We start from the raw sequence: 25,270 nt of genomic DNA on the forward strand, positions 1-25,270 counted from the left end.
ACTCAGTCGAGTGGGCTTTTTGCTTTATCCGCTACGCGGGTGTACTGCTCTCCCATGCCAGCCACAGCCCCTGCGTGAATTAGACTGAGAAAAATATACCAGTAAAACTACGAAAAGTTGTGGGATAGGGTATTCCCTGATGGGATTTGGTATATCACAATAAGAAATAAAATTTCAAAATACGAAAAAGAAAAAAGCCCCGTTTAAACTCGGGGCTTGTAACCGTAACGCTCCATTTGCTCTTGCCAGAGTCGTTTGTTTTCCTCTGGTGAAAGCGTTGGAGCGTTTTTTATTTCTATTGACGAATGCACTGATGCAACGGGTTGCATAGCAATTAAATTAGTATTGTCCGATTGGTTTTTCGCGTACCGTTGACATTCTGTGTCCTTCTAGCCAGGACTCATAAGTCAACATTGATTCCCACGCTTCTTCTTTGGACATTTTGTAAACTGGCCGCATGCGCTCAGCTTTCTCTACCAGCTTTACCAGTTCGCGGGTATAACTATCTTTTGCCCATCGAATTCGATGTTCGTTTAATTCTAATGACTGTTGCTTACTTGGAACATCAGGGATAAAAAGTATCCTTTTCTCACCATCAGAGTTAAACGTTATATCGCGAAAAACTCCGTCGTTATACCACACCGCATGACGTTCACCTTCAATGTAGTTTGGTGGGTGGTACCAAATCTTGTATCCACAAATTACTTTCCCCCCATGAATCTTAATATATTCTTCAGTATTAGAGTCGCAGCATGACTGCCTGCTCCATAATTCCGGAGTTATTTCGATAAAAATTGGCTTCTCATTACTTATGCGCCTACAGAATTTTTCTATGTCAGTATTAATTTCAGCCGGAGTTGTTAATAAGCTTGGGGAGAATAACTTAGCAATTTCGCTTTCAATACGGCTTGGATCAGATGGTAATTGTCTAATGCTACTAGCAGTAGCATCTTTTTTTAACTTTTTCTTTTTGTCACGCCTAGCTTTACTATTTTGTCCCATCAAATAGCTCTCCTTGTGTTAGAACGACAAAAGTTATAGCGAAATAAGCCATCAGATTCAACAGCCACTGCTTGCTATTTATCTAGGATGGTGACGACGACACGGCCGCGTACAACCATTTTTAAACCGTTGGGCATTTTGATGTTGCAGGTATTGAGTTTGCGGATCTGCTCGCGGCGGCCGGCGAGAATTTCAGTTTTGATGGCTTCGATATCCAGCCCCTGAACGCGCTCCAAATAACGCAGTACTGCATGCTCGCTTACCACTGGCTCGCCGTCTGGGCTATGTAAATTGCGCAGTTCTGTTTCACTTACGCTGAGCTTTTTTCTTATTTCGTCGCGCTCTTGTTCGGTTTCAGCGTCACGTAGTTGATTAACCAGCATGGCTTTTAAGATAGAAAGCCGGTGCATTTCATAAGCCTTAGTTGTTTTCATCATCTTGGAACAGTCCTGGTTGAAGAGTTTTGCGGGTTGCGAGGGTGTAGGCGCGGATCACCTGATAAATATAAACCTCTGAACAGTTATACTTTCTGGCCAGTTCAGCATGGTTGTTACCGCGAAAGTCGTTAATGATGCCGTGCTTTTTAATAGCTGCATCCATTTGAACGCCTTTTGGCATATAGATATTTGAGCCACCATGTACCTGACGGATGGTATCGGCAAGTTGATAACCCAGAGCATCTGCCTGTTGATCGTCAATTTTCAGCTCTGTTTTAAGTAGTTCTGCGGTGTGTACCATCAGATCCACCAGAAACTGTGCCAGCTTCTCATCCGGTTTGGCCATTACGCCCCCTCGTTACGATCAAACTGCAGTTGAAATTGCGCCAGTACCTGGCTGTAACTGGCGTTTGAGCGAGTAATACCAAGCTTTTGCAGCATAAGCCGCCGATGCCAGCGCTTTAACTGCTCGATTAACTCGCGAGCAATTGGTGCCATCCACTCTAATTTTTGAATACCGGTTCCGTTATTAAGGTGCTGGCTTTGCTTAACTGCCCAGCGCTCCATTGCCAGGTAAGACGGGTTGTTAATCAGCCCCTGGGCGGCCATTTGTGTCCATACTTGGCCGAGCTTTTTAAGCTGATCTTGCTGCAGTTCCGGTTTGCCGGCAGGTTCTTTACCTTTGAAAACTGGCTTAAAGCCCAGCCGCTTCATCCCCGCCAGGCATTTTTCCAGCTGCGGGATACTCATATCTTTACTACTGGCTTTGCCCGTCCAGGCTTGCAGGTTTTGCCGGTAAACATGTTCATCCATCTGAAGCTTATTGCGTGCGATGTGCAGTAACTGAATAAGCTGTGGCTTGGTGCGGTTTGGGTTAGGCACGGGCGTACTCCTTTAAGAAGCCGGACAGCTGTTGCAGCTGAATTTGCACGTCGGCACCAAAGCATTTGGCTAATTCATCCAGCACAACGATTTTCACCGGTACCTCTGTGAGTTGTGGGAGGCCGCGTTCGGAATGATCTGCCAGTTTAAGCGTGGCAGATATTGTTCTGGCCTGGGCGATAGCTGGATGCGGCTTTTCTGTTTCAGCTATTGTTCTACTGATCTGCCGCTCTTTTTCACCCTTTAAATGAGGCGGCACAATATGAAAGTGTTTAACGTGTTCTTTTGCTTTATCCATAACAAAGGCTTTTACCTCTATATCAGGGTAACGCTGCTGGATCAGGCGTACGCCATCCGGAGTAAGGTAGTAAAAGCCACTGTTTTTCATACTGACCAGGCCGGCGTTCTTGGCCGCTTTTAGCTGTAACCGGGTCGTTTTGGCATCCCAGCCCAGCTGATCGCTTATGGCTTTAGGTAGAAAACTCTTAGTATGCCTGGTAAAGAACACCAGTAACTCTTTTAGCGCATCGGCAGCCTCAGCCTGATCGGTGTGGGCGTCGGTACCGTCTACCGGCTCACTTAATAGTTTGTAGCCAGCGATACTTTTACGGATATGGTAGGTTTGGTTAAGCTCACCCAGGGCCTTTAGTACTTCAGTTTGAGTTAGGCCGCTACAATCAACCAGCTCGTTGCTTGAAAGCGGATCTTCTTGGCCTTGCAGAATGTTCAGCAGTATTGTGGTGTGTTCAGTCATGCTAGTAACGGGGCCGTTGGCCCCGCCTCCGAGTAAATAGGTTATTTCAAGGCATCTTTTAACGCTTTGCCTGGCTTAAACGCGGGCCGGATCCCCGCCGGAATTTGCATGGTTTCACCGGTTTGTGGGTTACGTCCGGTGCGTGGCTGGGTAACCTTGCTGCTAAACTGGCCGAAGCCAACCAGGGTAACGCTATTACCCTGTTTCAGCTGTTGTGTAACGGTGTTAATGAAGGCATCCAACGCGCGCTCGGCATGGGCTTTAGGTAAATCTGCTTGTGCTGAAATGGCGTTTACTAACTCTGCTTTGTTCATACTATTTCCTTAATGGATGGTTTGGGGGTGGTGTGCCGGGCGGTTGCTCAGCACCTTTACTTCTACTAACTTCACATCATGCGCCGGATAGCGGGCTACAGACCTGCTGTAGCACTGCTCGGCTTGCTTACCGTCAGGCGTTTGCAGCAGCAAAGCGCCGTTTACTAACACCTGAAATGCCATAGTTAACTGGCCTCTGCGGTTTGAGTTGCTGGGGTGGCGGAAGACACGGCTAACACCGGTACATCGCTAAAGCGCAGGCTTAACAGCTCATATGCGCCTTGCGGGTTGCGTTGGTAAAAGTTGTAGTAAACACAGCTGGTGTCGGTTTCTAGGGCGTCACGCAATGCCTCTACCGCCTGGCGAAATAGCGGGTGTGAGATCTCAACGTTAAGTAGCTGCACCAGTTTGCTCACGCTGAATTCGTTTTTCTTGGCGGGCTTAAAAGCACGGTTAATCAGCACCTTTACACCGTCGTCTGCCAAGTCTTGCGTTACCACATTAATGTATTGGTCAAACAGTTGACGGGCCGCTTCAATGCGAGCATTTACCTTAATGGTGTCTTGCACACGGCGGCTGATACGAATGCTGCGATCAAAGCTGAAAAAATCGATATTGCCTTTGATTTTTTCCAGGCGTTTAACCCCATAATCCGCTACCAGCTTGGCAATAAATGCCTCAGAGGTATGCGTAAGTGCGGTTTTAAGTTGCTGCATGGCGTGGTGTACCGCCTTGGCCTGCTCAATAAACTGCAGTACCAGCGCATCCTCTTCCAAAACCTGCTCGCTGATGTTTTCAATTTTTACTAAACGGCCTTCGCCATCCAGTTTCCAACCTGCGGGGATATCATGTTGTTGCATAGCGGTTTCCTTTTAAGCTGCGCGACGAATTTGCATAATTAATTCGCCGCTTATTTTTGTTTCGCCCAGGCTGGCAGCCAGGTTCAGGGCATTTTTCATTAGGGTGTTAACGTTAAGCGGGTAGCTCATATCCACAATTTCATCGGCTTTGCCGGTGTTGGCACCAAAACGGCGGGTACCAGTTAGCAGGGTTTGCATGGCGCTGTAAGCGTCGTCGGTAAGCAGATCTTGAGGGTTCTTGTGGCAGGCCTTTAATTTCAGGGCAATGTAGTCGCGTAAATCATTACCCAGCGGCTCTATTACCAACTGGGTAGCGCGGTAGGTAAACTCACGAATAAAATGGTTTTTTAGCTTTTTCTCCATTTCGTTTTGGCCAATTAGCACAATGCCAATAAATTTGGTAAAGCCGTCGGCCAGCTCCCAAATACGTTTTAACTGTTTAATTACCTCGTCAGGTAGATCGTGAGCCTCATCTATTACCAGTACATGGCGGTTGCCCGCTTTATAGCTTTCGGTAAGTACCTTGCGAATAATGGCATCACGATCTTCCGAGCTTTTAGGCTTTCTGTTCACCTGCAGCTCGCGCATGATGGCTTCAGAAATGGTGTTGGCGCCAATCTCGCTGCGGTCGATGCGGGCGGGTTCAATAATGCGAACTTCAGGGTGTAGCTGGTTAATGCGCTCGTTGAATACACGGCGCAGCGTGGTTTTACCGGCACCACATTCGGCGTAAATACACAGCATGCTGCCCATGCGAGCGGCCTGGATCATGTGCTCCACTGCGTAACGATGGCTCTGGCTCAGATAAACCTGGTCCATACTGTAAATTTCGTTTTCGAACGGGTCGTTAAACAACCCAAAGTGCTTTTTAGTTTGTTGAGTTAGCATTTCTGGCTCCGGTAACTCGGTTAATAGGCGTCCGTTAAGGTCTTCTTCAAATTGCTGCTGATAGCCGCGCGCTTTAAACAGCGCCCGCCATTTAGCACCATGCGTAATGGCGGCCTCGCATGGGTCATTCAAAAAAATCAAATGCACATGGCTTTGGGCAACCAGGCCGTTTTCAGTCGCAAAGCGCTGCAATGCCTGGTAAATTTCGTTCTGTTTTTTCTTGGGCCACTGCCCATGCTTAATAATCAGATTAAGCGTGGCGTTGCTAATATGCAGATCGCAGTGGTCACGCATCCATTCGACTACACAGGCCTGGCTTAAGCCTTTGTTTGCGAGCATGCGACCTAAGCGGATCTTCCAATCCCGCTCAATTACTACCTGCTTATGCTCGTTGGGTTTTGCCATGGGGTTACCTCCTTAAATGGCCCGTAATGCCGGGCGCTTGGCCAGTTCCTGGCGCATGCGCTCCAATACCTGGGGCAGTTGGGTTTCGGTGACGTCGCCAATGGCATTTAGCCAGGCGCTTTCTTCCGGGGTGAGTACCCGGTTTAACTGGGCTAGTGCGGCGGCTTTTAAAGCGATGCCTCGTAACGTTTTGCTTGTAGGTGCCGCAAAGTCGGTAGTAACTTGCTCGCCAGCTACCGGCATATAGGTTGGGGTGTACAGGTGCATCAGGTGGCTTAGGGCGTCCAGCTCACCGTTCATCGGTACTGTTTTTTTCTGGCGGGCTTTTTTAATCTCCTCATCGGTCATATTGGGGTAGGCCATGCGCAGCGCCTCTTTGCGTATGGTATCTACATGCGTATCGGGCTTGGCTTTGTACTCCTGCGAAATAACCGCAGCATTATTGAAAAAGCCGAAGTCGTTTTGAGTAAGCGGGGCTACCTGGTGAACCTGCTGCTGGCCCAAATAGGTGCAATACACCAAAATTTCGGCGTTCTCGCTTATCACCATCGGGGTAATAAGCACTTCCATATCATTGCAAATACCAACCAAGCCGGTTAAGTCGTAGGTATGGCGCTGCTTGGTGCGTGGGTGCACGGCAGTAATTTCCATATTGGTGACTTTGCGGCTTTCTGGTTTGGCTGTTAACAGCCAGCGGCAAACCTCTGGTGGTGGCAGTTCGCGCAGCTTGCCCTGGTGCTGTCTTATCCTCATCCAGCATTCGTAACGCGCCATTTTGTGGCGGCTATGAATAGCGTTGTATTCGGGCAGTTGGTTGTTGTTATAAGCGTTTTGAAAGGCCTCAGCGCGCTGGTTTAACTCTGCCACGCTGGTTACCGGCTCTAACAGCAGGCGGCTTTCAAACAACAGCTCTACTAAATTGTTGGCGTTTTCTACCTGGCCTTTGGCCCGGGCGTTTTTGGCAGCATGGTCTAATACCTGCACACCCAAAGCCCGCAATGCGCGTTTAATGGGGGTGCTGGTGTTAGCGCTGCCCTTGTCCATCATTAAAAACTCAGGCAGGCCACGCATTGGGCAGTTAGGATCGTTATGCTCGCCCCAAGCCCACAGCAAGGATTCATACAGCGTTTTAGTGCTTTCGCCCGCAGCTTCGTAGTAACGAAAGCGAATAGCGCCGCTGGCGTGATCGGTTAACACGTAGCGCCACACCCGTAAGTTAGGGTGCTTTTCAAAGTTTTGCGGCTTGTTTTTGTAAAAGTCGTCGTCGTTTCTAAAGCGCTGAATTTGCCCGGTTTTGCCTGGTGGGTAGTACAGCAAACATAAGCTTGGGTCAGTCTGGTGCACATGGTTAGGGTAAAGACTTTTCAGGCGAACCGGGGCAGAGGGCGCAGCCAGTTGCTTAGCGGTTGCGCCCCGGTCTTTTAATACGGCACGAATACGGCTATTGCTTAGGTTAAAATCTACACCGCTTTGGCTTAACACACTGCGGATAGTAGGTATTTTGGCAATTTGTTTACCGTTAGCACGGTTACCAATGGCCGAGATAGCCGCGACTTTTTGTATAGCCTCTTCCGACAGCGCCGTGCTGCCGGCATCTTTGCGGCGTTTACGGCCACTGGTCCAGCCTATTTTTTTCAGTTCGCGGTAAAACTTGTCACTTTTCCAGCCCAGGAATTCTTCCACCTCGGTTAAAATGCTTTGTTTTTCACCGTGTTTGGCTTGCTCTAAACGCTGCGCGTAGCGAACAAGCAATTCTGTATTGGCTGCGTCGGCATTTAGTTCCAGCATGGTTTATTCCTCGCTGCCCTGGCTGGCGTTTTGGGCCAGTTGCTCTAACACTTCAAGCGCTGGGCGGGCTTTATCGGTATAAGCGCCAAGCATTACGTCGGTGTCTTGCCAAAATAGGGCAACGTCCTCGGCCAGGCAGCGGCTGGCGTGGTGCATGGCACCGCACATAAACTCCATGGCGGCGTGGTAGGTGGCAGGGTCTTTGGCAAATACTTCGTCGCTGTCGCTTTCGGCTATTTTGGTGCGCAGGGCTACAAGCTTGGTAAGAGCCTGCAAAACGGTACCTTCCAGCGTGGCAATGTCGGTAACTATTTGGCTTACGTCGCGCTTCCAGCTCTCGGGGTTAAACTTGCGCTGCGCCAGTACTTCTTTATGTTTGTTGGCCTCTGCCTGGGCTTCATCGCGCATTTGGCGGGCCACTTTTAGGGCTTGCTCCAGCTCGGCTTTTTCACCTTTAGCGGCTTTTAATTCCTGCTGATGCTTGGCGTTTAAATCGTCTATCAACTCACGCAGCGCATCTTTATCGCCCAGTTCTACCGCTTCGTTCTCGATAACCAGCTGCTGTTGATCGGCCGGTAACTGGCGTAGCTTGCGCAGTTCGCGATAGCCTAAGCCGATTTTTTGGCTGGCTTCGAAGAATTCTTCGCCGAAAGTATTTAAGCAAAGCAAGCGCTCATCTACTGTGCGACGTGGCGCACCTAATTTGAGATCACAAAACTCGTCAAAAGTGGCAACGGTTGCCAGTTCTCCAGATTCGTTTTTATAAACTAAACCCTTGTAACTCTTGGTTTCCTTTATTTTCTGGATCAGCTTTAAACTGGCAACCGTTGCCAGTTTTTGCATGAAATCGAATGCTTCAATTTGACCGATCTCACGCATAACTTCTTCCATCTGCGCTACCACTTCTTTGGTTTGGATCACGGCCTTTTGCTGTTCATGGCTTAACGTGGTATTAGAGGTATTCATATCTACTGCCTGTTGTTGTGTTAACACTGCTAATGCGGCTGCCGGATGCTCTGGCAGGCGGTCGGGAAATAGGCGTTTATCCGCTTCTTCCATTGCCTTTTGCTCTTGCTCGCGCATTAATCGAAGGAGTTCACCTTGTTGTGATGCAATATCACCAAAGGGGGATGCTGGTTTTTTAGTTGCCATGGCTTACCCCTAAAACACCTTGCTGTAGTTGGTAATGTCTTGCTGCAGTTGCAGCTGCGCTTGATCCAGATGCAGCCGAACCCGGTTGCTGATCTGTGCCAGCGCCGCGCCTAACCGCCAGCGGTTATCGTCCCAGGGGCAGCGTTCGGCAAAGCCTTCGTTTTGCAGGTTGGCTAAATCGCGCAATATCTGGCTGGCGGTGGTGTCCAGCCTGGTAGCAATTTCACTAATGGTTAAGCCGGTGTTCTCGTGGCCTGCCAGCACCTTTTGCAGGCGCAGTACGCGGCAGATTTGGTTGGAAAGGTATTTGGTTTCAGACATCGGCACGCTCCGGAAATAGTTCTAGTTCGGGCTGATCATGCTTTTGGGCCTCCATGCGGTGGTAAGCCAGGTTTTCCATTAGCAGGGTAAGTTGGTCGGTTACATCCTGCGCCCGGCACTCACCGCTTTGCAGGGCCAGCATTTGGCCCATTACGGCATTGCAAAACTGGCTTAGTGCGATCAGTGTTTTGTGCTCGGCTTTGCGGCCGCGCGGCATAGGTACCAGCAAGTGGTTAAGGCTGTGCGCCATATACTGCAGCGGGTAAATGCGGTGTGTGGCCTCCATAAAGGGAATAAGCGTTACCGCTGGCATGGTGCCTCCGCCCAGATACTTGTAAAGCATGTCGGGCGAGGTACCAATTCGGTCGGCTATACGCGGTACGCTCATTTGTTTATTGGCGATAGCGAATTCTTTGCATAGCTGCAGGCTTTCGGTTAGCGAACGGGCTACCAGCTGATTCCAATTTTTACGGCTCATTGGAATGCCCTCACATGATAGCTGCTCGAATAAAAACACTCGTTTGGAACAGCAAAACCGCCTAGGCTGGTGCCATCAAACAGTAGGGTGGAATCGGCATGAAACAATACAAAACAGTTAGCCCTGGGCCAAATGCGGACAAACTGCAGATAACTGAACAACTGGTGCTCTGGTTGGGTTTGCCCCTCATAGGTGAAGGGTGGCCAACCGATAAAATTGATATTAGCCAGGTACGCGCTTTGGTTAACAGCCTGCTGTTGCTCAGGCCGCAAAGCCGGCACTGGTGGGTTGGTGTGCTGCTTTATAGTGAAGACGCAGTCATCCGGCAGCTGATGAGCTGGATTGAATATTGTGTTGTGCATAAACCTGCTCCGTGCAGTTCCCTATCGTTAAACCAAATGGTGACGCAATGGTTATTTACACCTTACGACGCTAGCAGTTGCCGTAACTCGGCACGTTTGGCTTCACGGGCATTGCCGGTGGGTAGGCGTGTTTTTCGATAACTTTCAACGTCTGGAAACACTTCGGTAACGGATTTATCCAGAATTTTGGCAATGGCTTCGGCGGCTTTTTTAGATGTGGTGCGGCGATAACAGACGCCGCTAAGCATGTTAGGGGCCATGCCCAGCTCGTCCGCTATCATGCTAAAGGTAAAGCCTTTTTCATGAAGGGCTTGTTTAATGGCTTCGGCTTCCATAAGATTAACCTCTTATATAGTTACAGGGTGGCAGCGGTGCAGCGCTGCTTATGTATAAGTGCAAGTTGATTATTGTGCACATTCGTGCTCATGTCAATATTATTATGAGTTCAAATGAACACTTTTTTTGAGCGGTTAAAAGAAGAGCGTATTCGCTTGGGCATTAACCAAGCTGATTTTGCTGAGATGGCAGGAGTGCAAAGGCGTGCTCAAGTTAATTATGAAAGCGGTGAAAGAACGCCTGATGCAAAGTATTTAGAGCATATAGCATCTGCAGGTGTCGATGTTTTGTACCTTATAACTGGTGAGCGAAGAGAGGCAAGAGTGGGTTTTGAGCGTCCTGCACTTGGTGACCGTGAACGGCTTGCGCTTGCCATAGAAGTCGTTACGGAAGGCTTGGAGCAAGCTGATCGTTATTTGCCACCTCATAAGTTTTCTGAGCTGGTATTGGCAGCCTATGACTTAATGGCTGATCCGGTTCAAACGAGAGATAATATTATTCAGTTGGTAAGAAGGGTTGCTTAAGGAGTGAGTTGTGAGCAGTAATTACGAAACCCCTGAAGAAAAAATTAAAAGACTGATGGCTGAATCTATTAGAAAGTCTACAAAACTTGATACTGATGATAGGCAAGCCAGTATCCATACTGGTAATGGAAGTTTTGTTAATTATGCGACTCACGGTAGCACGATTATTAACGGCCCTTCACCAAAAAACTTAACTAGCCCAAGTTTAATTAGTTGCCCAGACTGTGGTAACACTGTGAGTAAAAGGTCTGAAGCCTGCCCGCATTGTGGTTTAAACGTAAAAGAGCACTTTGTGCGTTTACATAGAGAGCAAGCCAGAGGGCGGTTGGTCAAAGGAGCCCTTATTGGAGTTTCAATTGCTGCGGTAGGTTACGCTGCCGTTCATTACCTGCCGGATAGATTAAGTTTTATTGGCTTACCTATGATGCTGATTGGTTTGTTTCTGGCTGCGGCTATGCTTAACGCTGCTGAGTAATATCTAGGGCTCATGACTGCCGTGAACAAATTACAACCGCTGCATTTAGAGTAAGCGCATTATTTGGTTTGAGGGTTTTGACTAAAACAATTTCATATTCGCTTCCGTTTAGGTAGTTGTTAACGGATTAATTATAAAAAAGAGGGAATTACTAATGTCACGTTTTGCTGAGCGTATCCGCGCGCACTCTGATCATGTACACAATGTAGCTATACATTGCACGACTGAAGAAACAACTAAGCAAGCTCTAATTCTGCCTCTTCTCGATATCCTTGGTTTTTCACCGTTTGATCCTACGCGGGTTAAAGCTGAATACAAGGCTGATTTCCCTGGTGTCAAAGCAACTGAACGGGTCGATTACGCATTATTCTGCGGGAAAATTCCTGTGATGTTTATTGAGGCGAAGGCTCAAATTGAGAAACTAGATAACCACTGCCCACAACTTTCCCGTTATTTCAATGCGACTCCTGAGGTCACAATTGCCGCTATCACTAATGGCCGTGAATGGCGTTTCTTCACTGATCTGGTTAACCGGAATATTATGGATGCAGATCCATTTTTAACTGTCGACTTTGATGCACTAGACGAGTCGCTAATTAGTCGTCTACGCAGATTTAGGCATGATGAGTTTCAGCCAGAAGCGCTAAGAATTTTGGCGGAAGAAACTGTCTATCTAAATTCATTTACCAGCGTTATTAGTGCAGCACTGCGAAATCCAGATGCAGATTTTGTCCGTTACGTTGGCAGTAAATCAGGCATTCAACGCCAGTTTAATGCACGGTTCATTGAAAGTATTACGCCAATCGTTAAGCAAGCTGTACAACGCTCAGTAAGTGATATGGTTGTTAGTGGCTTATCAGCTCAACCCTTGCCAGAGCAAGCAAGTCAACCAACAGAACCTGTAGTTGCGGCTACAGTGATAAGTGATGAAGCTGCTGACATTATCGATCCAGAAAATCCCAGAATTGTTACCACCTATGCAGAGAGACGCCTGTTTGAAGTTGTTCAGGATATTTTAGGAGAAAACGCTGAAATAAGCCCTAAGGATACTGAAAGCTATTATTCGGTACTGTACCAGGGCAAAACGAACCGCTGGTTGTTGCGTTATCTGTCAGAAAAAAAGCAACCTGCGGTTACGTTTTGCATGCCATTGACTGATGAACGTAAGAGGGAAATCACGCGCGCAGGTTTAGAGCTTGGTGCGGGTAATAGCATTCTCATTAGCCAGCCAGAACATTTAGCTCGCATACCAGGCTTAGTGTTTGATGCCTTAGAGCATTGCCGTGATGATAAGAATTTTAGTCGTAAGGGCTAGTAAAGATTTTACCCGCTAATTCATGATGGAAGGAGTATCAAATGGACTTGAACTGCCCGTACTGCCAAACAGCATTTCCAAAGTTTCCCAGCCGAAAAACCAAGTGCCAGGCATGTGGTCAAGTAGTTTATCCAAAACGCCGCATTGAAGATCCTGCTGGGGTTAAGGTGCTGCTAACCGAGCAGCAGGCCAACGAGGTGGAGAACGCCTGGCGCGAGCATCAAGCTAAAGCGCAGCTAATTGAAACATTAAAGCCTACCGGTATTACGTTTGAGCAACTGCAAACGTATTCTGCCCCCGATATAGCCATAGAAGATATTGCTTACCACGGTTTACAGCATTGCCTACACGAGTTTTTGATTGATGACTTAAACGCCCGTGCTTTTGCGTATCACCTGCTGGGTAATTTGGCATGGAAGCGGGCGCAAAAGGATAAAGCCTTTCAATTTCATCAGAATGGTTTTTTTAATACTGCAAAAAATTTTCAAACCAAGCAAACGAGTATTCCTGGCCTAAAGCTTGAGCTTAAGGGCAGGCCATTGGCCTGTGCTGAATGTACTCAAGTGGCAGGTGTTCTGGAACTGGATGTTTACTTACATCAAAAGCTGTTGCCAGTTACTTCGTGTAAATTATTTGCGCGTAATTTCGGTAGGGGGTGTTTGGAGTTGTACCCTAATTTACCCTCATTTACTAATTGGACCTAAAGAGGCTTTATATTGATTAATAGGATCAACAAGATTTTGTTGTTGCTTGGACTAACAGCCTCATTTTCGGTGTTAAGTGGTGATCCTAACTGGCCAAGCCCGGATCGCGCAGACGTCACTGAGGTTGGTCTAAAACATACTAAGGAAGAAAATATGTCTAGAGAGCGTTTTGCAGCAGCAATGCGTAGTGCAGTTACTGAATCATCTGAATTGGGATATGCACCAACAAGGATTTTACAGATGCTGGAAAGTGGTACTCATGCTGTTGATATTGCAAAAAAATTAGTCGTTAGCGGTGATTTTCAGACCGGATTTAGAGAGATGATAGCTCGCGGTAGGCCTGATTTAACATTTGAATCAATTATGTTAGAAGACGAATTCGCTGATCTATTTACCAGACAGGAACTTGAAGTCGCAAGATGGCGGCTTTCAAATGTCAAAAATTAGCAGCTTTAATGGATGAGTAGTACCTATGCGCGATAGCGGCGAACACAGCTTAGTAATGACTTACAGAGCTAAAAACGGCTTCGGGGCCCTTACCGGTGGTCAAGCTGTAGAGACCTACAGCAACGCAACGTGCACTGCTCAAATTGTGAGTGTTGATTAATGTATCAATCTTTCCGTTTTAGGCAGTTTTAACGAATTAAATTTAAAAATAGGGGCATATGATGCAAATCAGATCCGCAGTAATGCACAAAATTAATAAAAAATCTGGCGAAACCGATTCAACTCTCCAGGATCGTAAGCAGGTGTTGCCTATTGACGATATTTTGCTTGAGCTAGCTAAAGATGTGCAGCGGAAATATATCAGTGATTTCAATCAGCACGGTTCTCTTGGGAATGATCCTAATTTGTATAGGTTCCCAGTTATATTGTCTGAGTACTTGAATGCCAGTACAGACTTTTTGCCTTTTACAGTATCAACCGCAAAGTTGATACAAGCCGAGATGAATAAGCAAATGTTTACAACTTCCGGAGTTGTGATGGTGTTGCATTACGTCGACCAGAGCAGAGACTGGTTGCTTGTTCTTATGCTAAAAACCAAGGAGACAGCAGGGCTCGATGAGAAAAACTTGAAACTCACAACTTCGTATGTGTTTGACATTGAACATATTCATGAAGCCGCTCGAGTAGACTTGGCAAAGTTCATTGCAAAAGAAACTCCACATCTGACTTTTATAAAGCCCCGAGCTGGAAAAGACGATCCCGGTAAGTATTTTCGGGATGCATTAGGCTGTACCGAATACATTGAGTCTAAAGCTAATACTGTTAACTTGGTTAGTGTGGTAGAAGCATATGCGGAATCCAAAGGATGGACTGGTGATCAATTGACTACAGTTAGAAAGAAGCTATTTGATTACTGCGTGGAGAAGCATGATAATCAAGAAACTGTGAATCTAACTGGTTTGTCAGCTATCCTGAATGATCAGGACCCAGGGGATTTTGCTACGTTTGCAAAGCAGGTGGACATTCCAGTCAGTGATGAGTTTTCTCCACACCCCGCAACTTATAAACGGCTCCAACGGATTTCCAAAAAGTTTGGTCATGTCAGTTTAGCTTTTGATGTTGAGGATGTTCAATCTAGTCGCATCGTGCTTGTAGATGAAGGCAACGGAAAGTACCATGTTCAGGTTAAAGATGTACCTGATTCACTTGTTCAAGAAATACGCAAAGCCCGAGGCTCATGAATAGCTTTCCAGATAACCCATACGAATTAGCGATGCTCTTGCTGAGCAACTTGCAAGAGCTTAAGTTCAATCAGCCAAGTAAGTTGATTTCTGGTGTGGTTCCAGAAGGGTGGGATTTGGATAAGCTTGAAGACGCTTTGGGGGAAGCTTATCTATTTGAATCATTTGACCGCACAGAAAGGAAAGTAATATTTAAATACCCAGCACTTTTCTTTAACTATTTCAAGGAGCTGCTAGAGCACAATGAGGGTGTATTCTGTAGGCAGAAGCCTGGACGGTTTTATATTGTTTCTGAAAAGCACTCTTATCCAGACGATCCTGATACTCCGGAGATTCAGCGTTATCACCACGCACTGAAGCTAGCTGAGCTTTTAAACAAAGCATCGGACTATGCTGTACCTTCTGATACGCCTGAACGCCTAATTTTTATTGATGCGGGAAAAATCGTTCTTAAGTTACACTTTAATGCAGGCAACTTGGGTCCTGTGGACAACCTAGATAAATTTGAAGCAGACTTTATTGCATCAGACATGCACTTTGAACAGAAAAAGAAAATCATTGTTATGGTTCTCTGTGGCATGTTTAAAGATCGGGTGCAGGTTGAGTTTGGTGAGCTTCTTGAAAGGTTTAACGAGTTATATGACAAAATTCGGCATAGCTATGATTTGTATGTTGCTGACTTTTCATATGAAAAGGTCAAAAGAGAAGTTGTTAAGGAGAAAGTCGACAGTATTATCAAAATCAACAAGGTTTTCTCTGATATTCAAAATCAGTTACTTGCTGTTCCATTAGCCATCGTGTTAGTAGGTGGCCAGCTAGAGAAAACTGGCGAGTTTTCGATAAAAAATGTGCTTATTTGGTGTGGTGCATTTGTATTCATAGTTTTTATGGACTTACTGGTTCGTAACCAAAAAAATACGATCCAATCTGTGGATGCTGAAGTCCAGCAGCATGAAGCTGAGTTAAAAACTAAGTATCAAGCAATAGCAGTTAAATTTGAAGAAGACTTTAAACAAGTTCGCTCCAGAGTAAGGCATCAGAAACGCTTGTTGTGGGTTGTTGACTTTATTGTGGCTTTTTCATTCCTCGGTATTACTCTCACTACTATCTGGTTTAATGGTTGGCATGACTTGCTCTTAGAGAATCTCAGCAATGTGGCCAGCTCATTACTATCACTTTTTTCCTAAAACCCTTTAATTTAGCCCAACACCCAAAACACCTAAGCTGTGGTTAAGTTCCTTAACCCAGCCAGGTGTTTATGTTTAACGTCAAACCACCACGTTTAACCCTTTGGGCCTTTTTGGCCGTGTTACTGTTATTTGCAATCAGTTTGCTTAGCCCGCATCAGCTACCGCTGGTGCTGTATAAGCTGGCGCTGGTTACTCTTGCCGCTGTGCTTGGCTATTGGCTTGATCGGGGGCTGTTTCCTTACGACCGCCCACATACTTACGCTGAAACCGGCGAAGATTTAATGCCGCGAGGTTTGGCCATGCTGCGCCGGGCGTTGATTGTGTTGGCCTGTGTGCTTGGCTTAACGCTTGGGTTATGAATATGAACAAGCACAGCCAAATAGAACATGAAGAAGATGAGTGGGCCGGCTTAAAGCAACAGGTGTGGATATTTTTAGGCGCACTTTTCGGTATTTTATTAAGCAGTCTGCTGCTTATTGGTGGCGTGATGTTACTAACAAAGCCAGCAAATGCCGACGTTCCTGACGCTGCCAAAGCCCATCAACGTACCTTAACCCGTACTGCTTATGCTCACTGGGGCTTAGATGCGCCTGTTGCCACCTTTGCCGCGCAAATTCACCAGGAAAGCAGTTGGCGTATTGATGCCCGTTCACCAGCTGGAGCTGAGGGGCTTGCCCAGTTTATGCCAGCCACTAGCGAATGGTTTGCCAGCATCAATCCGCGTGATTTAACCATAGCTCAGCCGTACAACCCAGCCTGGGCAATGCGGGCACAGGTGCTCTATAACCGCTGGCTGTATAACCGAATAACGGCCGCTGATGCCTGCAACCGTATGGCATTTACCTTATCCGCATACAACGGTGGCCTGGGCTGGGTGCAGCGTGACCAGGCACTGGCATCAGCTTCGGGGGCTGATAGGCTAGTGTATGCCTCAGTTGCGCCGTTTAATGCTGGCCGCAGTGCGGCCAATATCCATGAAAACCGCCACTATGTCGATGTAATTATCAATCGCTGGCAGCCACTTTATATGCAAGCTGGCTGGGGTGTTGGGGTGTGTAATGACATCTAAAGCTTCGCACCCGCTACTTTTCGCTTTCGCTATTGCGGCGTTTGCCTATCTGTTACTCAAGGTCGCTCTGGCACAACTGGCTGCCATAAAAGAAGCCAGCTATCAGGCTGGGTTTGACTCTGCTTCGGCAGGGCACGCCAACGCGATGAGCGCAGCGCTCCTTACTCAGCAACAGCAACTGCAAGCAGATTTTAGCCGCCAGCTTAAACGCGCTAACTCAGTCAATGCGGCCATCCAGGCTGAGAAGCAGGCTCTTGCCGAACGGGCCAGGGCACTTGAAGAGGAAATTGATTATGTCACTACGTATTACCGTTCTGGGCCCACTGCCGAGCCTGAGCTGCTACCTGCTTGCATCTTTACCACTGGTTTTGTTGGGGTGTACAACAGTGCCATCGGTGCCAAGCCCGATATTACCACCACCATGCCCACCGCTAGTGCTACCCAGCGAACTACTGCAGCGGCCGACACCACCGCAACCATTAATTCCGCAGACGCCTTGCAGCCCAGCGGTGTCGGGCAAGCCGATATCTTGCAACACCTTACCGGATACGGTGGCCGGTGCCTGGCCATAGAGGCGCAACTTAACAGATTGATTGATTACTTAGAACAAGAACAACGGAGAGAAACGGATGGAACCTAAGAGCTGGTTTTTGGAGTGGTGGCCGGTGCTGAGCTTTGTATTTATGGGCGCAATGGCAATAGGTGGGCTTTTAATGCGCCGCAGCTTTGTTAGCCAGGAGCAGTTATCGCCACTGAGTACAAGGGTACAAACCATAGAGCAAACCTATGCCAAAGATCGCGAGGTAAGCGAGCTAAAGCTGCGGATGGAGAAACAGGAAGAGATTATTCGTAACCTGCCAAACCGTGATTTGCTTACCCAAACCCAGTTACAACTGGCTCGGGTAGAGGCCCAGTGCAAACACCTGGAAGAAACCATTAACCGTGTAGAACGCCCACTGGCGCTGATGTTAGAAGCCAAATTAAGCCGCAGGAGTAGTGATTAATGCGTGAGATTTTTGATGCCGATCAGCGGTTGGTTATTTTGCGCTGCCTTAACCAGATCCAAGGCTACAGCGCAAATGACTCGATACTAAATGATGTGCTGTACACCTTTGGCCACAACATTAGCCGCGATGCCGTGCGTACCCATATGCGCTGGCTGGAAGAACAAGGGCTGGTAACGGTACAAAAAATAGGTGATCGCACCTTGGTTGCCATTATTACCGAGCGCGGTGTAGACGTTGCCACAGGCAAAGCACGGGTAGATGGCGTTAAGCGGCCAGGGCCAGGAGCCTGATATGACCAAAGGCACTAAAGTAGACCTGCTGCCAGATGATATTAGGCGGCTATTCCACCAGCTAATAGACAGCAAACGCTATACCAGCCAGCAAATTGCCGACATGGTAAACGCCGAGCTGGCGCAATACAGCGGCGAAACCGAAGTAGAGCGTATTTCTAAAAACCTGGTATGGCGCGAAGCGAAAAAAATGGAAGAAGTGGCTGAGGATATGCGCCGCAGCCATGAATACGCCAAAGCCATGTCGGAAAAGTTTAACTTACAAAGCCTGGGCGAACAGGGTTTGGTTATTCAAGCCATGTTAATGAGTGCCATGCACAAAACCGCAGCCGCTAACATCGTGGGTGGCGATCCCATCGATCCAGAATTGTTGGGTGAGCTGATTTTAGGTATTAACCGCTTACAGCGCACCGCGAACTACAGTGCCGCGTTAGAAAAGCAAGTGGAAGAAAAGCTTCTTGCCAAACAAAAAGCCAAGCTGGAATCGCTGGGAAGCAAGGGCGGTGTTACGCCAGAAACGCAGCAGGCCATACGTGAAGCCTTGGGGATTACCTAATGGCCAAGCACAAAGGCAATGCCAAATGTATTCCGGCCAACCCAGATGCCATTTTTTTACCCTTTCAGTCTAAGTGGGTGAAAGACAATAGCCGCTTAAAGCTAATGGAAAAATCTCGCCAAATTGGTTTGTCCTGGTCAACGGCATATGCGGCCGACGAACGCACTGCCGCCCAAGGGGCAAGGCATGATCAATGGGTTAGTAGCCGCGACGATTTGCAGGCACGGTTATTCATTGAAGACTGCAAAATGTGGGCAGGCATTATGAATCTGGCTGCTAAAGATTTGGGCGAAGTAGTCATTGATCCTAAAGACCGTATATCGGCCTATGTGCTGGAGTTTGCCAGCGGTAAACGTATTCACTCCATGAGTTCTAACCCCGATGCCCAAGCGGGTAAGCGTGGTAGCCGGGTGTTGGATGAGTTTGCCTTGCATCCTGATCCGCGCAAGCTGTGGTCTATCGCTTATCCTGGTATTACCTGGGGTGGCAATATGGAAGTGATTTCTACTCATCGGGGCAGCCATAACTTTTTTAACCAGATGATCCGCGAAGTGCGCGAGCACGGCAACCCTAAAGGCATTAGCCTGCACCGCGTAACCCTGCAAGATGCGTTAGACCAGGGCTTTTTATTTAAGCTGCAGCAAATGCTGCCAGCCGATGATGAGCGCCAGGCGATGGACGAAGCCCAATACTTTGACTTTATCCGCGCCGGTTGTGCAGACGAAGAATCCTTTCAGCAGGAGTACATGTGCAACCCAGCTGATGACGATGTGGCTTTTTTAGAGTACGACCTGATTGCCTCGGCAGAATACCCCAGCACAACCGACTGGCAAAAGCTGGAAGGTGGCCGGTTATTTGCGGGTGTAGATATTGGCCGCAAGCACGATTTAACCGTGCTTTGGGTAGTAGAGCTGCTGGGCGATGTTATTTATACCCGCCATATCGAGCGCCTAAAAAACATGCGTAAGGGTGAGCAAGAGCAAGTGCTATTCCCTTGGTTTGAACGCTGCGAGCGCGTGTGTATTGATTACACAGGCTTAGGCATTGGCTGGGGAGATGACGCGCAAGACCGGTTTGGCCAATACAAAATTGAGTGCGTTAACTTTAACCCAAAAACCAAAGAAGCACTGGCTTACCCCATACGTGGGGCAATGGAAGATCGCAAACTACGCATACCGCACGATCCTAAAATACGCGCCGATTTGCGCCAGGTAACCAAACAGGTTACGGCTGCTGGCAATGTACGCTTTACGGCAGAGCGTACGGTAGACGGCCATGCCGACCATTTTTGGGCATTAGGTTTAGCGGTACATGCCGCTAATGCACTGGGTGCGCCATCGGCTGGGGTGCAGGTTGCTGCAACATCAATGCGAGACAGCTTTAAACCCGAAAAACTGCGCTACCGGCAAACTGCGGGTGGCATATTTACGCGCGTTCGCTAAAACGCGCTGTAAGCGATTTTAAGCGCCTAAACATAAATTTGTGTGGGCAGGTTTAACAATAGGGGCGTAAACCGCGCCTGATAAAACGTAAATGCTTTACGTACGAATTGAACAAGGGGCTTTAGATGGGCTGGTTATCAAAATTACGTTTTTGGGAAAGCAAACCGGATGAAACGGTTAATACCGAGCGCCTGGTAGAGGCTGCCGGTGCCAATATTGCCGACGACACCAGCGGCTGGACCAAGCTTAGCAGCGACAATAACCGCGACTTGGGGCCGGTTAAACGCCAGCGCATGCAAAAGGTATCGGCGTTTTTATGGCAAAGCAACCTTATTGCCAACCGGCTGATAGAGCTGCCAGTGGCTTATTTACTGGCCGAAGGGGTAAAACTAACCAATGCTGAGCCAGATTATCAAGCCGTGCTGGATAAGTTTTGGAAAGATCCTATCAACGATATGGATAACAAGTTGGAGAAGAAAGTGCGTGAGCTGGCGCTGTTTGGCGAGCAGTTTTACCCTGCATTTGTAAACGAGATGACCGGCCATGTGCGGCTAAGTTATTTAGACCCGGCGCGGGTGCAAGATGTGATATTTGACCCCGACAACCCAGAGCAACCAATAGGCGTAATAACGCACCGTGATCAAAAAGGTCGCTACCAGCGTTACCGCATTATTATCAATGGCCCGGAAGACGTATTTACCCAGCGCACCCAAGCCATAAGGGCACAATTTACCGACGGCGATCTGTTTTACTTTAATATTAACGCCTTTTGTAACAAGGGCCGGGGCCATGGCGATTTAACCGCCCAGGCCGACTATCTGGATTTATACGATGAGTTTTTATTTGGCGAGGGTGAGCGCGCTCAGGCACTACGTGCCTTTGTGTGGGACGTAACCCTAACCGGTGCTGATCAGGCTGAGGTTGACCGCCGTGCTGAACAAATAACGCCGCCAGGCCCAAACTCAGTAAACGTACACAATGACCGTGAAAAGTGGCAAGCACAAAGCCCCACGCTTAACAGCGGCGACACCGAAGTGATTGGCAAGCTGTTTAAAAACCATATTTTAGCCGGTGCGACTATGTCGCCACACTGGTTTGCTGACGGCAGCGACGTTAACCGCGCCAATGGCGAAAGCATGGGGGAGCCAACGTTAAAGATCCTGACGCTGCGCCAACAAAAAATCAAAAATATGCTGATCACCATGGCTACCTATGCACTGCGCCAGTATGAAATAGCCAATGGTAGTGGCGAACCGGAGCTTAACGGCAATGTGTATTGGTCTAATGTCGAGTTCCCCGAACTGACAGCAAAAGACACCAGCCGCTTTGCTGCAGCCATGGGGCAAGTGGCCGGTTCGCTTGTTATTTTGTTGAACGAAGGGCTAATGACCGAAGAAACCGCCCTTAAAATTATTGCCAGCATCAGCGGTCAGTTAGGTGTGGCTTTTGATGCAGCCGATGAGCTTAAAGCCGCTAAAAAGGTATTTGATGATAAGAAAAAAGAGCAGGCAAAGCGCGATACGTTCCCTGGCATTAAAACCGATGACATAGAGCAAGACGCAGCATGACACCGGCTCAGCGTACCAAAGCTGTTAATGCGGCATTGCGGGCGCAACTAACCCGCCGCCGTGAGCTGCAGGTATATTTGTATGACGACATTGTCACCTTGCTGGAAAAGGCGTTAATGGCCTTAGACACTCAGCTGGCGACGCTGCCTACCGAATACCAGGTATGGCATATTCAGCAGGTGCAGAAAAACATAGAGCGTACCCTGCTAGATTTAGGTGCCGATGCGGCGGTTAAAGTCCGAGAGGGGGCAAATGCCGCCTGGCAGGCAGGGATAGATTTAGTCGATGCGCCGTTAAATGCCGGAGGTATTAACCTGGCAGGCCGGGTGCAGGCGGTAAACGTGCAGCAGCTGGAAGCCATTAAAACCTTTATGGTGGAACGGATTACCGATATAAACGTGGTTGCTGCGCAAAAAATAAAAGAACAACTGGGCTTGGTAGTTGTGGGGGTAAATGACCCTTACAAGGCCCGTGCTGCAATAGCTAAACACTTAGAGGGCAACGCCGCTAGTCGCGCCCGCACCATCGTCAATACCGAAATGGGGCGTCTATATTCAACCGCTAATCAAGAGCGTATGGCTCAGGCACAAAAAGCGGTACCGGGGCTTAAAAAGAAATGGCGGCGCAGTAACCGCAAAGACCCAAGGGCCAGCCACGCAGCCGCGCATGGTCAGGTGCAGCCAGTTGACCAACCCTTTAGCATTGGTGGTATATTGATGATGTACCCGCATGATCCAGCAGCACCGCTGGAAGAGGTGATTAACTGTGGCTGTATTCAAGTGCCGCATATGGATGAATGGCCAGAAAGCATTGCCAGCTAAGCCACATAATTTCCTAAAACCCTTTAATTTAAGCTAGTTCCCCCCTAAGCCACACTTCGCTTGTTCGTTACACAAAACAACAAGCGGAGTGCCCAATGTCTGAAAATATCCCTGGTACTGAAAACAATTCAGAAGCCAACAAAGCCCCGGAATTTAGCCGCACCGATGCCGCCAAAGCGGTAAAACGCCTTAGCGTTGAATTAGTGGTTGATCCTAAAACCAAAAAACCGGTTGAAGACAAAGATGGCCGCGTTAAAACCCGTGAAGTGACCAAAGATGTGACCGAAGCCGAGGTACTGGATTTTTCAGTGCGTAACGGCGTGATAACCGTGGTTACTACTGATGGCCAGAAACTGACTGGCCGGGTGGCGTAATGAAGCGCTTTACCCCGGCAATAGGTTACAAGGGTTACCAGGCGCTACGTGAAGCCAAAGCCAGTGAGTTTGGCGATGTAATCAATTACGTTACCGCTGCCTTGGCAAAACACCTGGGGCGCGATTGGGTAGATGTAATAGCCATTTTTGCTGACCGGGTAGTTATTCGCCAGGCAGCTCGCCATTTTGCTTATAGCTACACCATTGCTGATGATAACAGCGTTGCCTTTGGTGAAGCGGTTGAAGTAGTGCGCGATTGGGTGCCCACTGGCGTTACCCAGCTGACTGAAGCCTGGGGTAGCGATAGCATCTTTATTGAAAGCATTGATAAAGCTGCCGGCAGCAAATTCCTTATCACTGTAATTGAAGCCGGTATCTCTTATAACAACACTAATTACCCAGCCGCCGTGCTACGCGAAGCCACGCCGCTGTTTAACAACGCCCGCGTGTTTGTTAAAAGCGACGACGAGCACATCAAAGGCCAGGGTAAATCCTTTACCAATTTAATTGGCCAACTCACCAACCCCCGTTTTGTAGAGGCCGCTGGCAGCAAAAAACTGGGTGCCATTCAGGCAACGCTTGAGCTGTTAAAAACTGCAGGTGATGTTAGCGACAAAATGGTGGAAGCCGTAGAGCGCGGCATGACCGAGCTATTTGGCTTTTCTATCGACTGTGATGGCACGGCAAAGCAAGCCGGTAAGCTTCGTGAAGCCAAACAGATCCAGCGTGTGAACTCCGTTGATTTAATTATTGAGCCAGGTGCCGGTGGGCGTGTGATCCGCATGGTTGAGGCGAAACAACCCCAAGAGGACATTAATATGACGTTGCTGCAACGTATGCTTGAGGCGATTAAACGCCAAAACCCAGCCCTGTTATCAGGGTTAGATCAGGAAAACGAAGATGCCGTGCTGGCAGCTTACCGTGAAGCGGTAAGTGTAACAGTAGGTTCAGGTGCTGGTGACGGTATTAGTAAAGATGAGTTGGCTCAGGCGCTGCGTATGGTTGAAGCCCGCGCTCATGCTAAAACCGCTATTGCTGCTAGCAAATTACCGCAACCAGCCCAAGAGCGCTTACAGGCGCAATTTGCCAAGCTGGATAACTTTACCGAAGCCGCAGTTGATGAAGCCATTACTGCAGAGCGTACTTATCTGGGCAAGTTTACTGAAAGCGGTAAGCCAATGATGCCAGAGGGTGGTGCCCGTTATGGTGATGCACCAAATGCTGCCCAACTGCTTGCCGCGTTCTTTGACCCCAAAGACCGCACTGTTACCAGTTTTAAAGAAGCTTACATTGAAATTACGGGCGACAAGCTGGTAACGGGCCGTGAAGAAAAATGCAGCCGTAGCCGCATGATTGAAGCACTGGATAGCAATAGCCTGGGCAATGTGCTGGGCGAAGCCATGCACAAGCGCATGATTGAAGAGTACAACCAGCCTAACCAGTACGACATTTGGCGCGAAATTGCCCGTGTGTCGCCAGTTAGCGATTTCCGCAACCAGGAGCGCGTGCGCTATGGCGGTTACGGTGACTTACCGATTGTAGGCGAAAGCGGCAACTACAACCCGTTAACCTCGCCAACCGATGAAAAAGCCAGCTTCGCCGTAGCCAAACGTGGTGGTACTGAAAAGGTCACGCTGGAAATGGTGAAAAATGACGATGTTGGCGTGATTTTAGATATTCCGCGCAAGATGAGCCGTGCGGCTAAGCGCACGCTAAGCAAGTTTGTGCTGGATTTCCTGCGCACCAACCCAACGATTTATGACACCAAAGCATTGTTCCATGTTGATCATGCCAACCTGTTAACCGCTGCATTATCGACAACCAGCTGGGCCGCTGCACGCTTAGCCATGATTACCCAAACCGAATTTGGGGCAGCTGAAGAAGAGCAGCTTGGCATTGCACCTCGCATGCTATTGGTACCGGCGCAGTTGGAAGAAGCGGCTTATGACATGTTCCGCCGCGACACCAACAACGACGAAACCTTTACCCAAAGCCAGAAACCGAAAATTTTGGTGCCCTGGTACTGGACGGATCCAAATGATTGGGTCGCCATGGCGGATAAAAATGATATTCCAAGCATAGAGGTGGGCTTCCTTGATGGCCAGGAAGAGCCAGAAATGTTCGTGCAGGACAACCCAACCGTCGGCAGCTTGTTCACCAACGATACGATCACCTACAAAATTCGCCATATCTATGGCGGCGTGGTGAAAGACTTCCGTGGTGCAGTGAAGTCAGTTGTGGTGAATCCGTAAGTATAAATTGGACAGG

Annotated in this window: 32 protein-coding genes; 18 read left to right on the forward strand and 14 right to left on the reverse strand. The window is 48.3% G+C overall.

The window, feature by feature from the left end; all coding sequences use genetic code 11:
• Nucleotides 1-339: 339 nt before the first annotated feature.
• The 14 genes from AJE_RS00005 to AJE_RS00070 all read right to left on the reverse strand — a co-directional run bounded on the left by AJE_RS00005 (nt 340) and on the right by AJE_RS00070 (nt 9,978).
• Nucleotides 340-1,002 (reverse strand): hypothetical protein, encoded by a 663-nt coding sequence (locus AJE_RS00005; RefSeq protein WP_008949094.1) that lies wholly within the window; start codon nt 1,000-1,002, stop codon nt 340-342.
• Between the two features lie 74 nt (nt 1,003-1,076).
• Entirely contained in the window at nt 1,077-1,439 is a 363-nt protein-coding gene (locus tag AJE_RS17880) for a hypothetical protein (RefSeq protein ID WP_008949095.1), read from the reverse strand.
• Entirely contained in the window at nt 1,423-1,785 is a 363-nt protein-coding gene (locus AJE_RS00015; RefSeq protein ID WP_008949096.1) for a Mor transcription activator family protein, read from the reverse strand. Before AJE_RS00015 ends, AJE_RS17880 begins: the two co-directional genes overlap by 17 nt.
• Nucleotides 1,785-2,321 carry a gp16 family protein gene (locus AJE_RS00020; protein WP_008949097.1) on the reverse strand — a complete coding sequence of 179 codons (537 nt, stop codon included), beginning with the start codon at nt 2,319-2,321 and terminating at the stop codon, nt 1,785-1,787. Before AJE_RS00020 ends, AJE_RS00015 begins: the two co-directional genes overlap by 1 nt.
• Complete coding sequence (locus tag AJE_RS00025) at nt 2,314-3,075, reverse strand: hypothetical protein (protein ID WP_008949098.1); 762 nt, start codon at nt 3,073-3,075, stop codon at nt 2,314-2,316. Before AJE_RS00025 ends, AJE_RS00020 begins: the two co-directional genes overlap by 8 nt.
• A gap of 41 nt (nt 3,076-3,116) precedes the next feature.
• Nucleotides 3,117-3,389 (reverse strand): HU family DNA-binding protein, encoded by a 273-nt coding sequence (locus AJE_RS00030; RefSeq protein WP_008949099.1) that lies wholly within the window; start codon nt 3,387-3,389, stop codon nt 3,117-3,119.
• A gap of 9 nt (nt 3,390-3,398) precedes the next feature.
• Nucleotides 3,399-3,572, reverse strand: a complete 174-nt coding sequence (locus AJE_RS18505; RefSeq protein WP_157999928.1) for a hypothetical protein — start codon at nt 3,570-3,572, stop codon at nt 3,399-3,401.
• A 2-nt stretch (nt 3,573-3,574) separates the two neighbouring features.
• Nucleotides 3,575-4,249, reverse strand: a complete 675-nt coding sequence (locus AJE_RS00035; RefSeq protein ID WP_008949100.1) for a DUF3164 family protein — start codon at nt 4,247-4,249, stop codon at nt 3,575-3,577.
• A 12-nt stretch (nt 4,250-4,261) separates the two neighbouring features.
• Entirely contained in the window at nt 4,262-5,542 is a 1,281-nt protein-coding gene (locus tag AJE_RS00040; RefSeq protein WP_008949101.1) for an ExeA family protein, read from the reverse strand.
• Nucleotides 5,543-5,554: 12 nt separating this feature from the next.
• Complete coding sequence (locus AJE_RS00045) at nt 5,555-7,330, reverse strand: hypothetical protein (RefSeq protein WP_008949102.1); 1,776 nt, start codon at nt 7,328-7,330, stop codon at nt 5,555-5,557.
• A 3-nt stretch (nt 7,331-7,333) separates the two neighbouring features.
• The gene (locus tag AJE_RS00050; protein WP_138984166.1) at nt 7,334-8,482 is read right to left on the reverse strand and encodes a hypothetical protein; all 1,149 of its coding nucleotides are present in this window, start codon (nt 8,480-8,482) and stop codon (nt 7,334-7,336) included.
• Nucleotides 8,483-8,491: 9 nt separating this feature from the next.
• Nucleotides 8,492-8,803, reverse strand: a complete 312-nt coding sequence (locus AJE_RS00055; RefSeq protein ID WP_008949104.1) for a helix-turn-helix domain-containing protein — start codon at nt 8,801-8,803, stop codon at nt 8,492-8,494.
• A complete protein-coding gene (locus tag AJE_RS00060) occupies nt 8,796-9,281 on the reverse strand; it encodes a phage regulatory CII family protein (protein WP_008949105.1) in 486 nt (161 codons plus the stop codon). Before AJE_RS00060 ends, AJE_RS00055 begins: the two co-directional genes overlap by 8 nt.
• A gap of 424 nt (nt 9,282-9,705) precedes the next feature.
• Nucleotides 9,706-9,978 (reverse strand): helix-turn-helix domain-containing protein, encoded by a 273-nt coding sequence (locus AJE_RS00070; protein ID WP_008949107.1) that lies wholly within the window; start codon nt 9,976-9,978, stop codon nt 9,706-9,708.
• Between the two features lie 114 nt (nt 9,979-10,092).
• On the opposite strand from AJE_RS00070, the gene AJE_RS18035 reads away from it, so the two are divergent.
• From AJE_RS18035 to AJE_RS00160, 18 genes are all read left to right on the forward strand, one after another.
• Entirely contained in the window at nt 10,093-10,503 is a 411-nt protein-coding gene (locus tag AJE_RS18035; protein ID WP_008949108.1) for a helix-turn-helix domain-containing protein, read from the forward strand.
• 10 nt (nt 10,504-10,513) lie between these two features.
• The gene (locus AJE_RS00080; protein ID WP_008949109.1) at nt 10,514-10,978 is read left to right on the forward strand and encodes a zinc ribbon domain-containing protein; all 465 of its coding nucleotides are present in this window, start codon (nt 10,514-10,516) and stop codon (nt 10,976-10,978) included.
• A gap of 154 nt (nt 10,979-11,132) precedes the next feature.
• Nucleotides 11,133-12,293, forward strand: coding sequence for a type I restriction endonuclease (locus AJE_RS00085; protein WP_039927781.1), 1,161 nt, complete (start codon nt 11,133-11,135; stop codon nt 12,291-12,293).
• A gap of 41 nt (nt 12,294-12,334) precedes the next feature.
• The gene (locus AJE_RS00090; protein ID WP_008949111.1) at nt 12,335-12,997 is read left to right on the forward strand and encodes a hypothetical protein; all 663 of its coding nucleotides are present in this window, start codon (nt 12,335-12,337) and stop codon (nt 12,995-12,997) included.
• Nucleotides 12,998-13,150: 153 nt separating this feature from the next.
• The gene (locus AJE_RS00095; protein ID WP_039927784.1) at nt 13,151-13,444 is read left to right on the forward strand and encodes a hypothetical protein; all 294 of its coding nucleotides are present in this window, start codon (nt 13,151-13,153) and stop codon (nt 13,442-13,444) included.
• Nucleotides 13,445-13,662: 218 nt separating this feature from the next.
• On the forward strand, nt 13,663-14,685 hold the full coding sequence (locus AJE_RS00100) for a nucleoid-associated protein (RefSeq protein ID WP_083835081.1): 1,023 nt from the start codon (nt 13,663-13,665) through the stop codon (nt 14,683-14,685).
• Nucleotides 14,682-15,872: a hypothetical protein gene (locus AJE_RS00105; protein WP_008949114.1), complete on the forward strand. Its 1,191-nt coding sequence runs from the start codon at nt 14,682-14,684 to the stop codon at nt 15,870-15,872. The genes AJE_RS00100 and AJE_RS00105 overlap by 4 nt, the downstream gene beginning before the upstream one ends.
• A gap of 71 nt (nt 15,873-15,943) precedes the next feature.
• Nucleotides 15,944-16,234: a putative holin gene (locus tag AJE_RS00110; RefSeq protein ID WP_008949115.1), complete on the forward strand. Its 291-nt coding sequence runs from the start codon at nt 15,944-15,946 to the stop codon at nt 16,232-16,234.
• 2 nt (nt 16,235-16,236) lie between these two features.
• Complete coding sequence (locus tag AJE_RS00115; RefSeq protein ID WP_237709265.1) at nt 16,237-16,944, forward strand: transglycosylase SLT domain-containing protein; 708 nt, start codon at nt 16,237-16,239, stop codon at nt 16,942-16,944.
• Nucleotides 16,934-17,584, forward strand: a complete 651-nt coding sequence (locus AJE_RS17885; protein WP_008949117.1) for a hypothetical protein — start codon at nt 16,934-16,936, stop codon at nt 17,582-17,584. The genes AJE_RS00115 and AJE_RS17885 overlap by 11 nt, the downstream gene beginning before the upstream one ends.
• The gene (locus tag AJE_RS00125) at nt 17,574-17,948 is read left to right on the forward strand and encodes a DUF2730 family protein (RefSeq protein WP_008949118.1); all 375 of its coding nucleotides are present in this window, start codon (nt 17,574-17,576) and stop codon (nt 17,946-17,948) included. Before AJE_RS17885 ends, AJE_RS00125 begins: the two co-directional genes overlap by 11 nt.
• Nucleotides 17,948-18,241: a VpaChn25_0724 family phage protein gene (locus tag AJE_RS00130; protein WP_008949119.1), complete on the forward strand. Its 294-nt coding sequence runs from the start codon at nt 17,948-17,950 to the stop codon at nt 18,239-18,241. Before AJE_RS00125 ends, AJE_RS00130 begins: the two co-directional genes overlap by 1 nt.
• A 1-nt stretch (nt 18,242) precedes the next feature.
• Nucleotides 18,243-18,797 (forward strand): phage protein Gp27 family protein, encoded by a 555-nt coding sequence (locus tag AJE_RS00135; RefSeq protein ID WP_008949120.1) that lies wholly within the window; start codon nt 18,243-18,245, stop codon nt 18,795-18,797.
• Complete coding sequence (locus tag AJE_RS00140; protein ID WP_008949121.1) at nt 18,797-20,239, forward strand: phage terminase large subunit family protein; 1,443 nt, start codon at nt 18,797-18,799, stop codon at nt 20,237-20,239. The genes AJE_RS00135 and AJE_RS00140 overlap by 1 nt, the downstream gene beginning before the upstream one ends.
• A gap of 125 nt (nt 20,240-20,364) precedes the next feature.
• Nucleotides 20,365-21,807 carry a hypothetical protein gene (locus AJE_RS00145; protein WP_008949122.1) on the forward strand — a complete coding sequence of 481 codons (1,443 nt, stop codon included), beginning with the start codon at nt 20,365-20,367 and terminating at the stop codon, nt 21,805-21,807.
• Nucleotides 21,804-22,628 carry a phage minor head protein gene (locus tag AJE_RS17890; protein ID WP_008949123.1) on the forward strand — a complete coding sequence of 275 codons (825 nt, stop codon included), beginning with the start codon at nt 21,804-21,806 and terminating at the stop codon, nt 22,626-22,628. Before AJE_RS00145 ends, AJE_RS17890 begins: the two co-directional genes overlap by 4 nt.
• Nucleotides 22,629-22,723: 95 nt before the next feature.
• Nucleotides 22,724-23,002, forward strand: a complete 279-nt coding sequence (locus AJE_RS00155; protein WP_008949124.1) for a hypothetical protein — start codon at nt 22,724-22,726, stop codon at nt 23,000-23,002.
• On the forward strand, nt 23,002-25,254 hold the full coding sequence (locus AJE_RS00160; RefSeq protein WP_008949125.1) for a phage major capsid protein: 2,253 nt from the start codon (nt 23,002-23,004) through the stop codon (nt 25,252-25,254). The genes AJE_RS00155 and AJE_RS00160 overlap by 1 nt, the downstream gene beginning before the upstream one ends.
• The last annotated feature ends 16 nt before the right edge of the window (nt 25,255-25,270 follow it).

Source organism: Alishewanella jeotgali KCTC 22429 (assembly GCF_000245735.1).
Taxonomy (GTDB): domain Bacteria; phylum Pseudomonadota; class Gammaproteobacteria; order Enterobacterales; family Alteromonadaceae; genus Alishewanella; species Alishewanella jeotgali.

Coding starts and splice junctions, on each gene's coding strand:
- AJE_RS00095 (WP_039927784.1), top strand. CDS start 13,151: ATGTCTAGAGAGCGTTTTGCAGCAGCAATGCGTAGTGCAGTTACTGAA.
- AJE_RS17890 (WP_008949123.1), top strand. CDS start 21,804: ATGACACCGGCTCAGCGTACCAAAGCTGTTAATGCGGCATTGCGGGCG.
- AJE_RS00085 (WP_039927781.1), top strand. CDS start 11,133: ATGTCACGTTTTGCTGAGCGTATCCGCGCGCACTCTGATCATGTACAC.
- AJE_RS18505 (WP_157999928.1), bottom strand. CDS start 3,572: ATGGCATTTCAGGTGTTAGTAAACGGCGCTTTGCTGCTGCAAACGCCT.
- AJE_RS00040 (WP_008949101.1), bottom strand. CDS start 5,542: ATGGCAAAACCCAACGAGCATAAGCAGGTAGTAATTGAGCGGGATTGG.
- AJE_RS18035 (WP_008949108.1), top strand. CDS start 10,093: ATGAACACTTTTTTTGAGCGGTTAAAAGAAGAGCGTATTCGCTTGGGC.
- AJE_RS00145 (WP_008949122.1), top strand. CDS start 20,365: ATGGGCTGGTTATCAAAATTACGTTTTTGGGAAAGCAAACCGGATGAA.
- AJE_RS00140 (WP_008949121.1), top strand. CDS start 18,797: ATGGCCAAGCACAAAGGCAATGCCAAATGTATTCCGGCCAACCCAGAT.
- AJE_RS17885 (WP_008949117.1), top strand. CDS start 16,934: ATGACATCTAAAGCTTCGCACCCGCTACTTTTCGCTTTCGCTATTGCG.
- AJE_RS00110 (WP_008949115.1), top strand. CDS start 15,944: ATGTTTAACGTCAAACCACCACGTTTAACCCTTTGGGCCTTTTTGGCC.
- AJE_RS00090 (WP_008949111.1), top strand. CDS start 12,335: ATGGACTTGAACTGCCCGTACTGCCAAACAGCATTTCCAAAGTTTCCC.
- AJE_RS00125 (WP_008949118.1), top strand. CDS start 17,574: ATGGAACCTAAGAGCTGGTTTTTGGAGTGGTGGCCGGTGCTGAGCTTT.
- AJE_RS00130 (WP_008949119.1), top strand. CDS start 17,948: ATGCGTGAGATTTTTGATGCCGATCAGCGGTTGGTTATTTTGCGCTGC.
- AJE_RS00035 (WP_008949100.1), bottom strand. CDS start 4,249: ATGCAACAACATGATATCCCCGCAGGTTGGAAACTGGATGGCGAAGGC.
- AJE_RS00045 (WP_008949102.1), bottom strand. CDS start 7,330: ATGCTGGAACTAAATGCCGACGCAGCCAATACAGAATTGCTTGTTCGC.
- AJE_RS00060 (WP_008949105.1), bottom strand. CDS start 9,281: ATGAGCCGTAAAAATTGGAATCAGCTGGTAGCCCGTTCGCTAACCGAA.
- AJE_RS00050 (WP_138984166.1), bottom strand. CDS start 8,482: ATGGCAACTAAAAAACCAGCATCCCCCTTTGGTGATATTGCATCACAA.
- AJE_RS00160 (WP_008949125.1), top strand. CDS start 23,002: ATGAAGCGCTTTACCCCGGCAATAGGTTACAAGGGTTACCAGGCGCTA.
- AJE_RS00030 (WP_008949099.1), bottom strand. CDS start 3,389: ATGAACAAAGCAGAGTTAGTAAACGCCATTTCAGCACAAGCAGATTTA.
- AJE_RS00115 (WP_237709265.1), top strand. CDS start 16,237: ATGAACAAGCACAGCCAAATAGAACATGAAGAAGATGAGTGGGCCGGC.
- AJE_RS00015 (WP_008949096.1), bottom strand. CDS start 1,785: ATGGCCAAACCGGATGAGAAGCTGGCACAGTTTCTGGTGGATCTGATG.
- AJE_RS00100 (WP_083835081.1), top strand. CDS start 13,663: ATGATGCAAATCAGATCCGCAGTAATGCACAAAATTAATAAAAAATCT.
- AJE_RS00155 (WP_008949124.1), top strand. CDS start 22,724: ATGTCTGAAAATATCCCTGGTACTGAAAACAATTCAGAAGCCAACAAA.
- AJE_RS00055 (WP_008949104.1), bottom strand. CDS start 8,803: ATGTCTGAAACCAAATACCTTTCCAACCAAATCTGCCGCGTACTGCGC.
- AJE_RS17880 (WP_008949095.1), bottom strand. CDS start 1,439: ATGATGAAAACAACTAAGGCTTATGAAATGCACCGGCTTTCTATCTTA.
- AJE_RS00105 (WP_008949114.1), top strand. CDS start 14,682: ATGAATAGCTTTCCAGATAACCCATACGAATTAGCGATGCTCTTGCTG.
- AJE_RS00025 (WP_008949098.1), bottom strand. CDS start 3,075: ATGACTGAACACACCACAATACTGCTGAACATTCTGCAAGGCCAAGAA.
- AJE_RS00135 (WP_008949120.1), top strand. CDS start 18,243: ATGACCAAAGGCACTAAAGTAGACCTGCTGCCAGATGATATTAGGCGG.
- AJE_RS00070 (WP_008949107.1), bottom strand. CDS start 9,978: ATGGAAGCCGAAGCCATTAAACAAGCCCTTCATGAAAAAGGCTTTACC.
- AJE_RS00005 (WP_008949094.1), bottom strand. CDS start 1,002: ATGGGACAAAATAGTAAAGCTAGGCGTGACAAAAAGAAAAAGTTAAAA.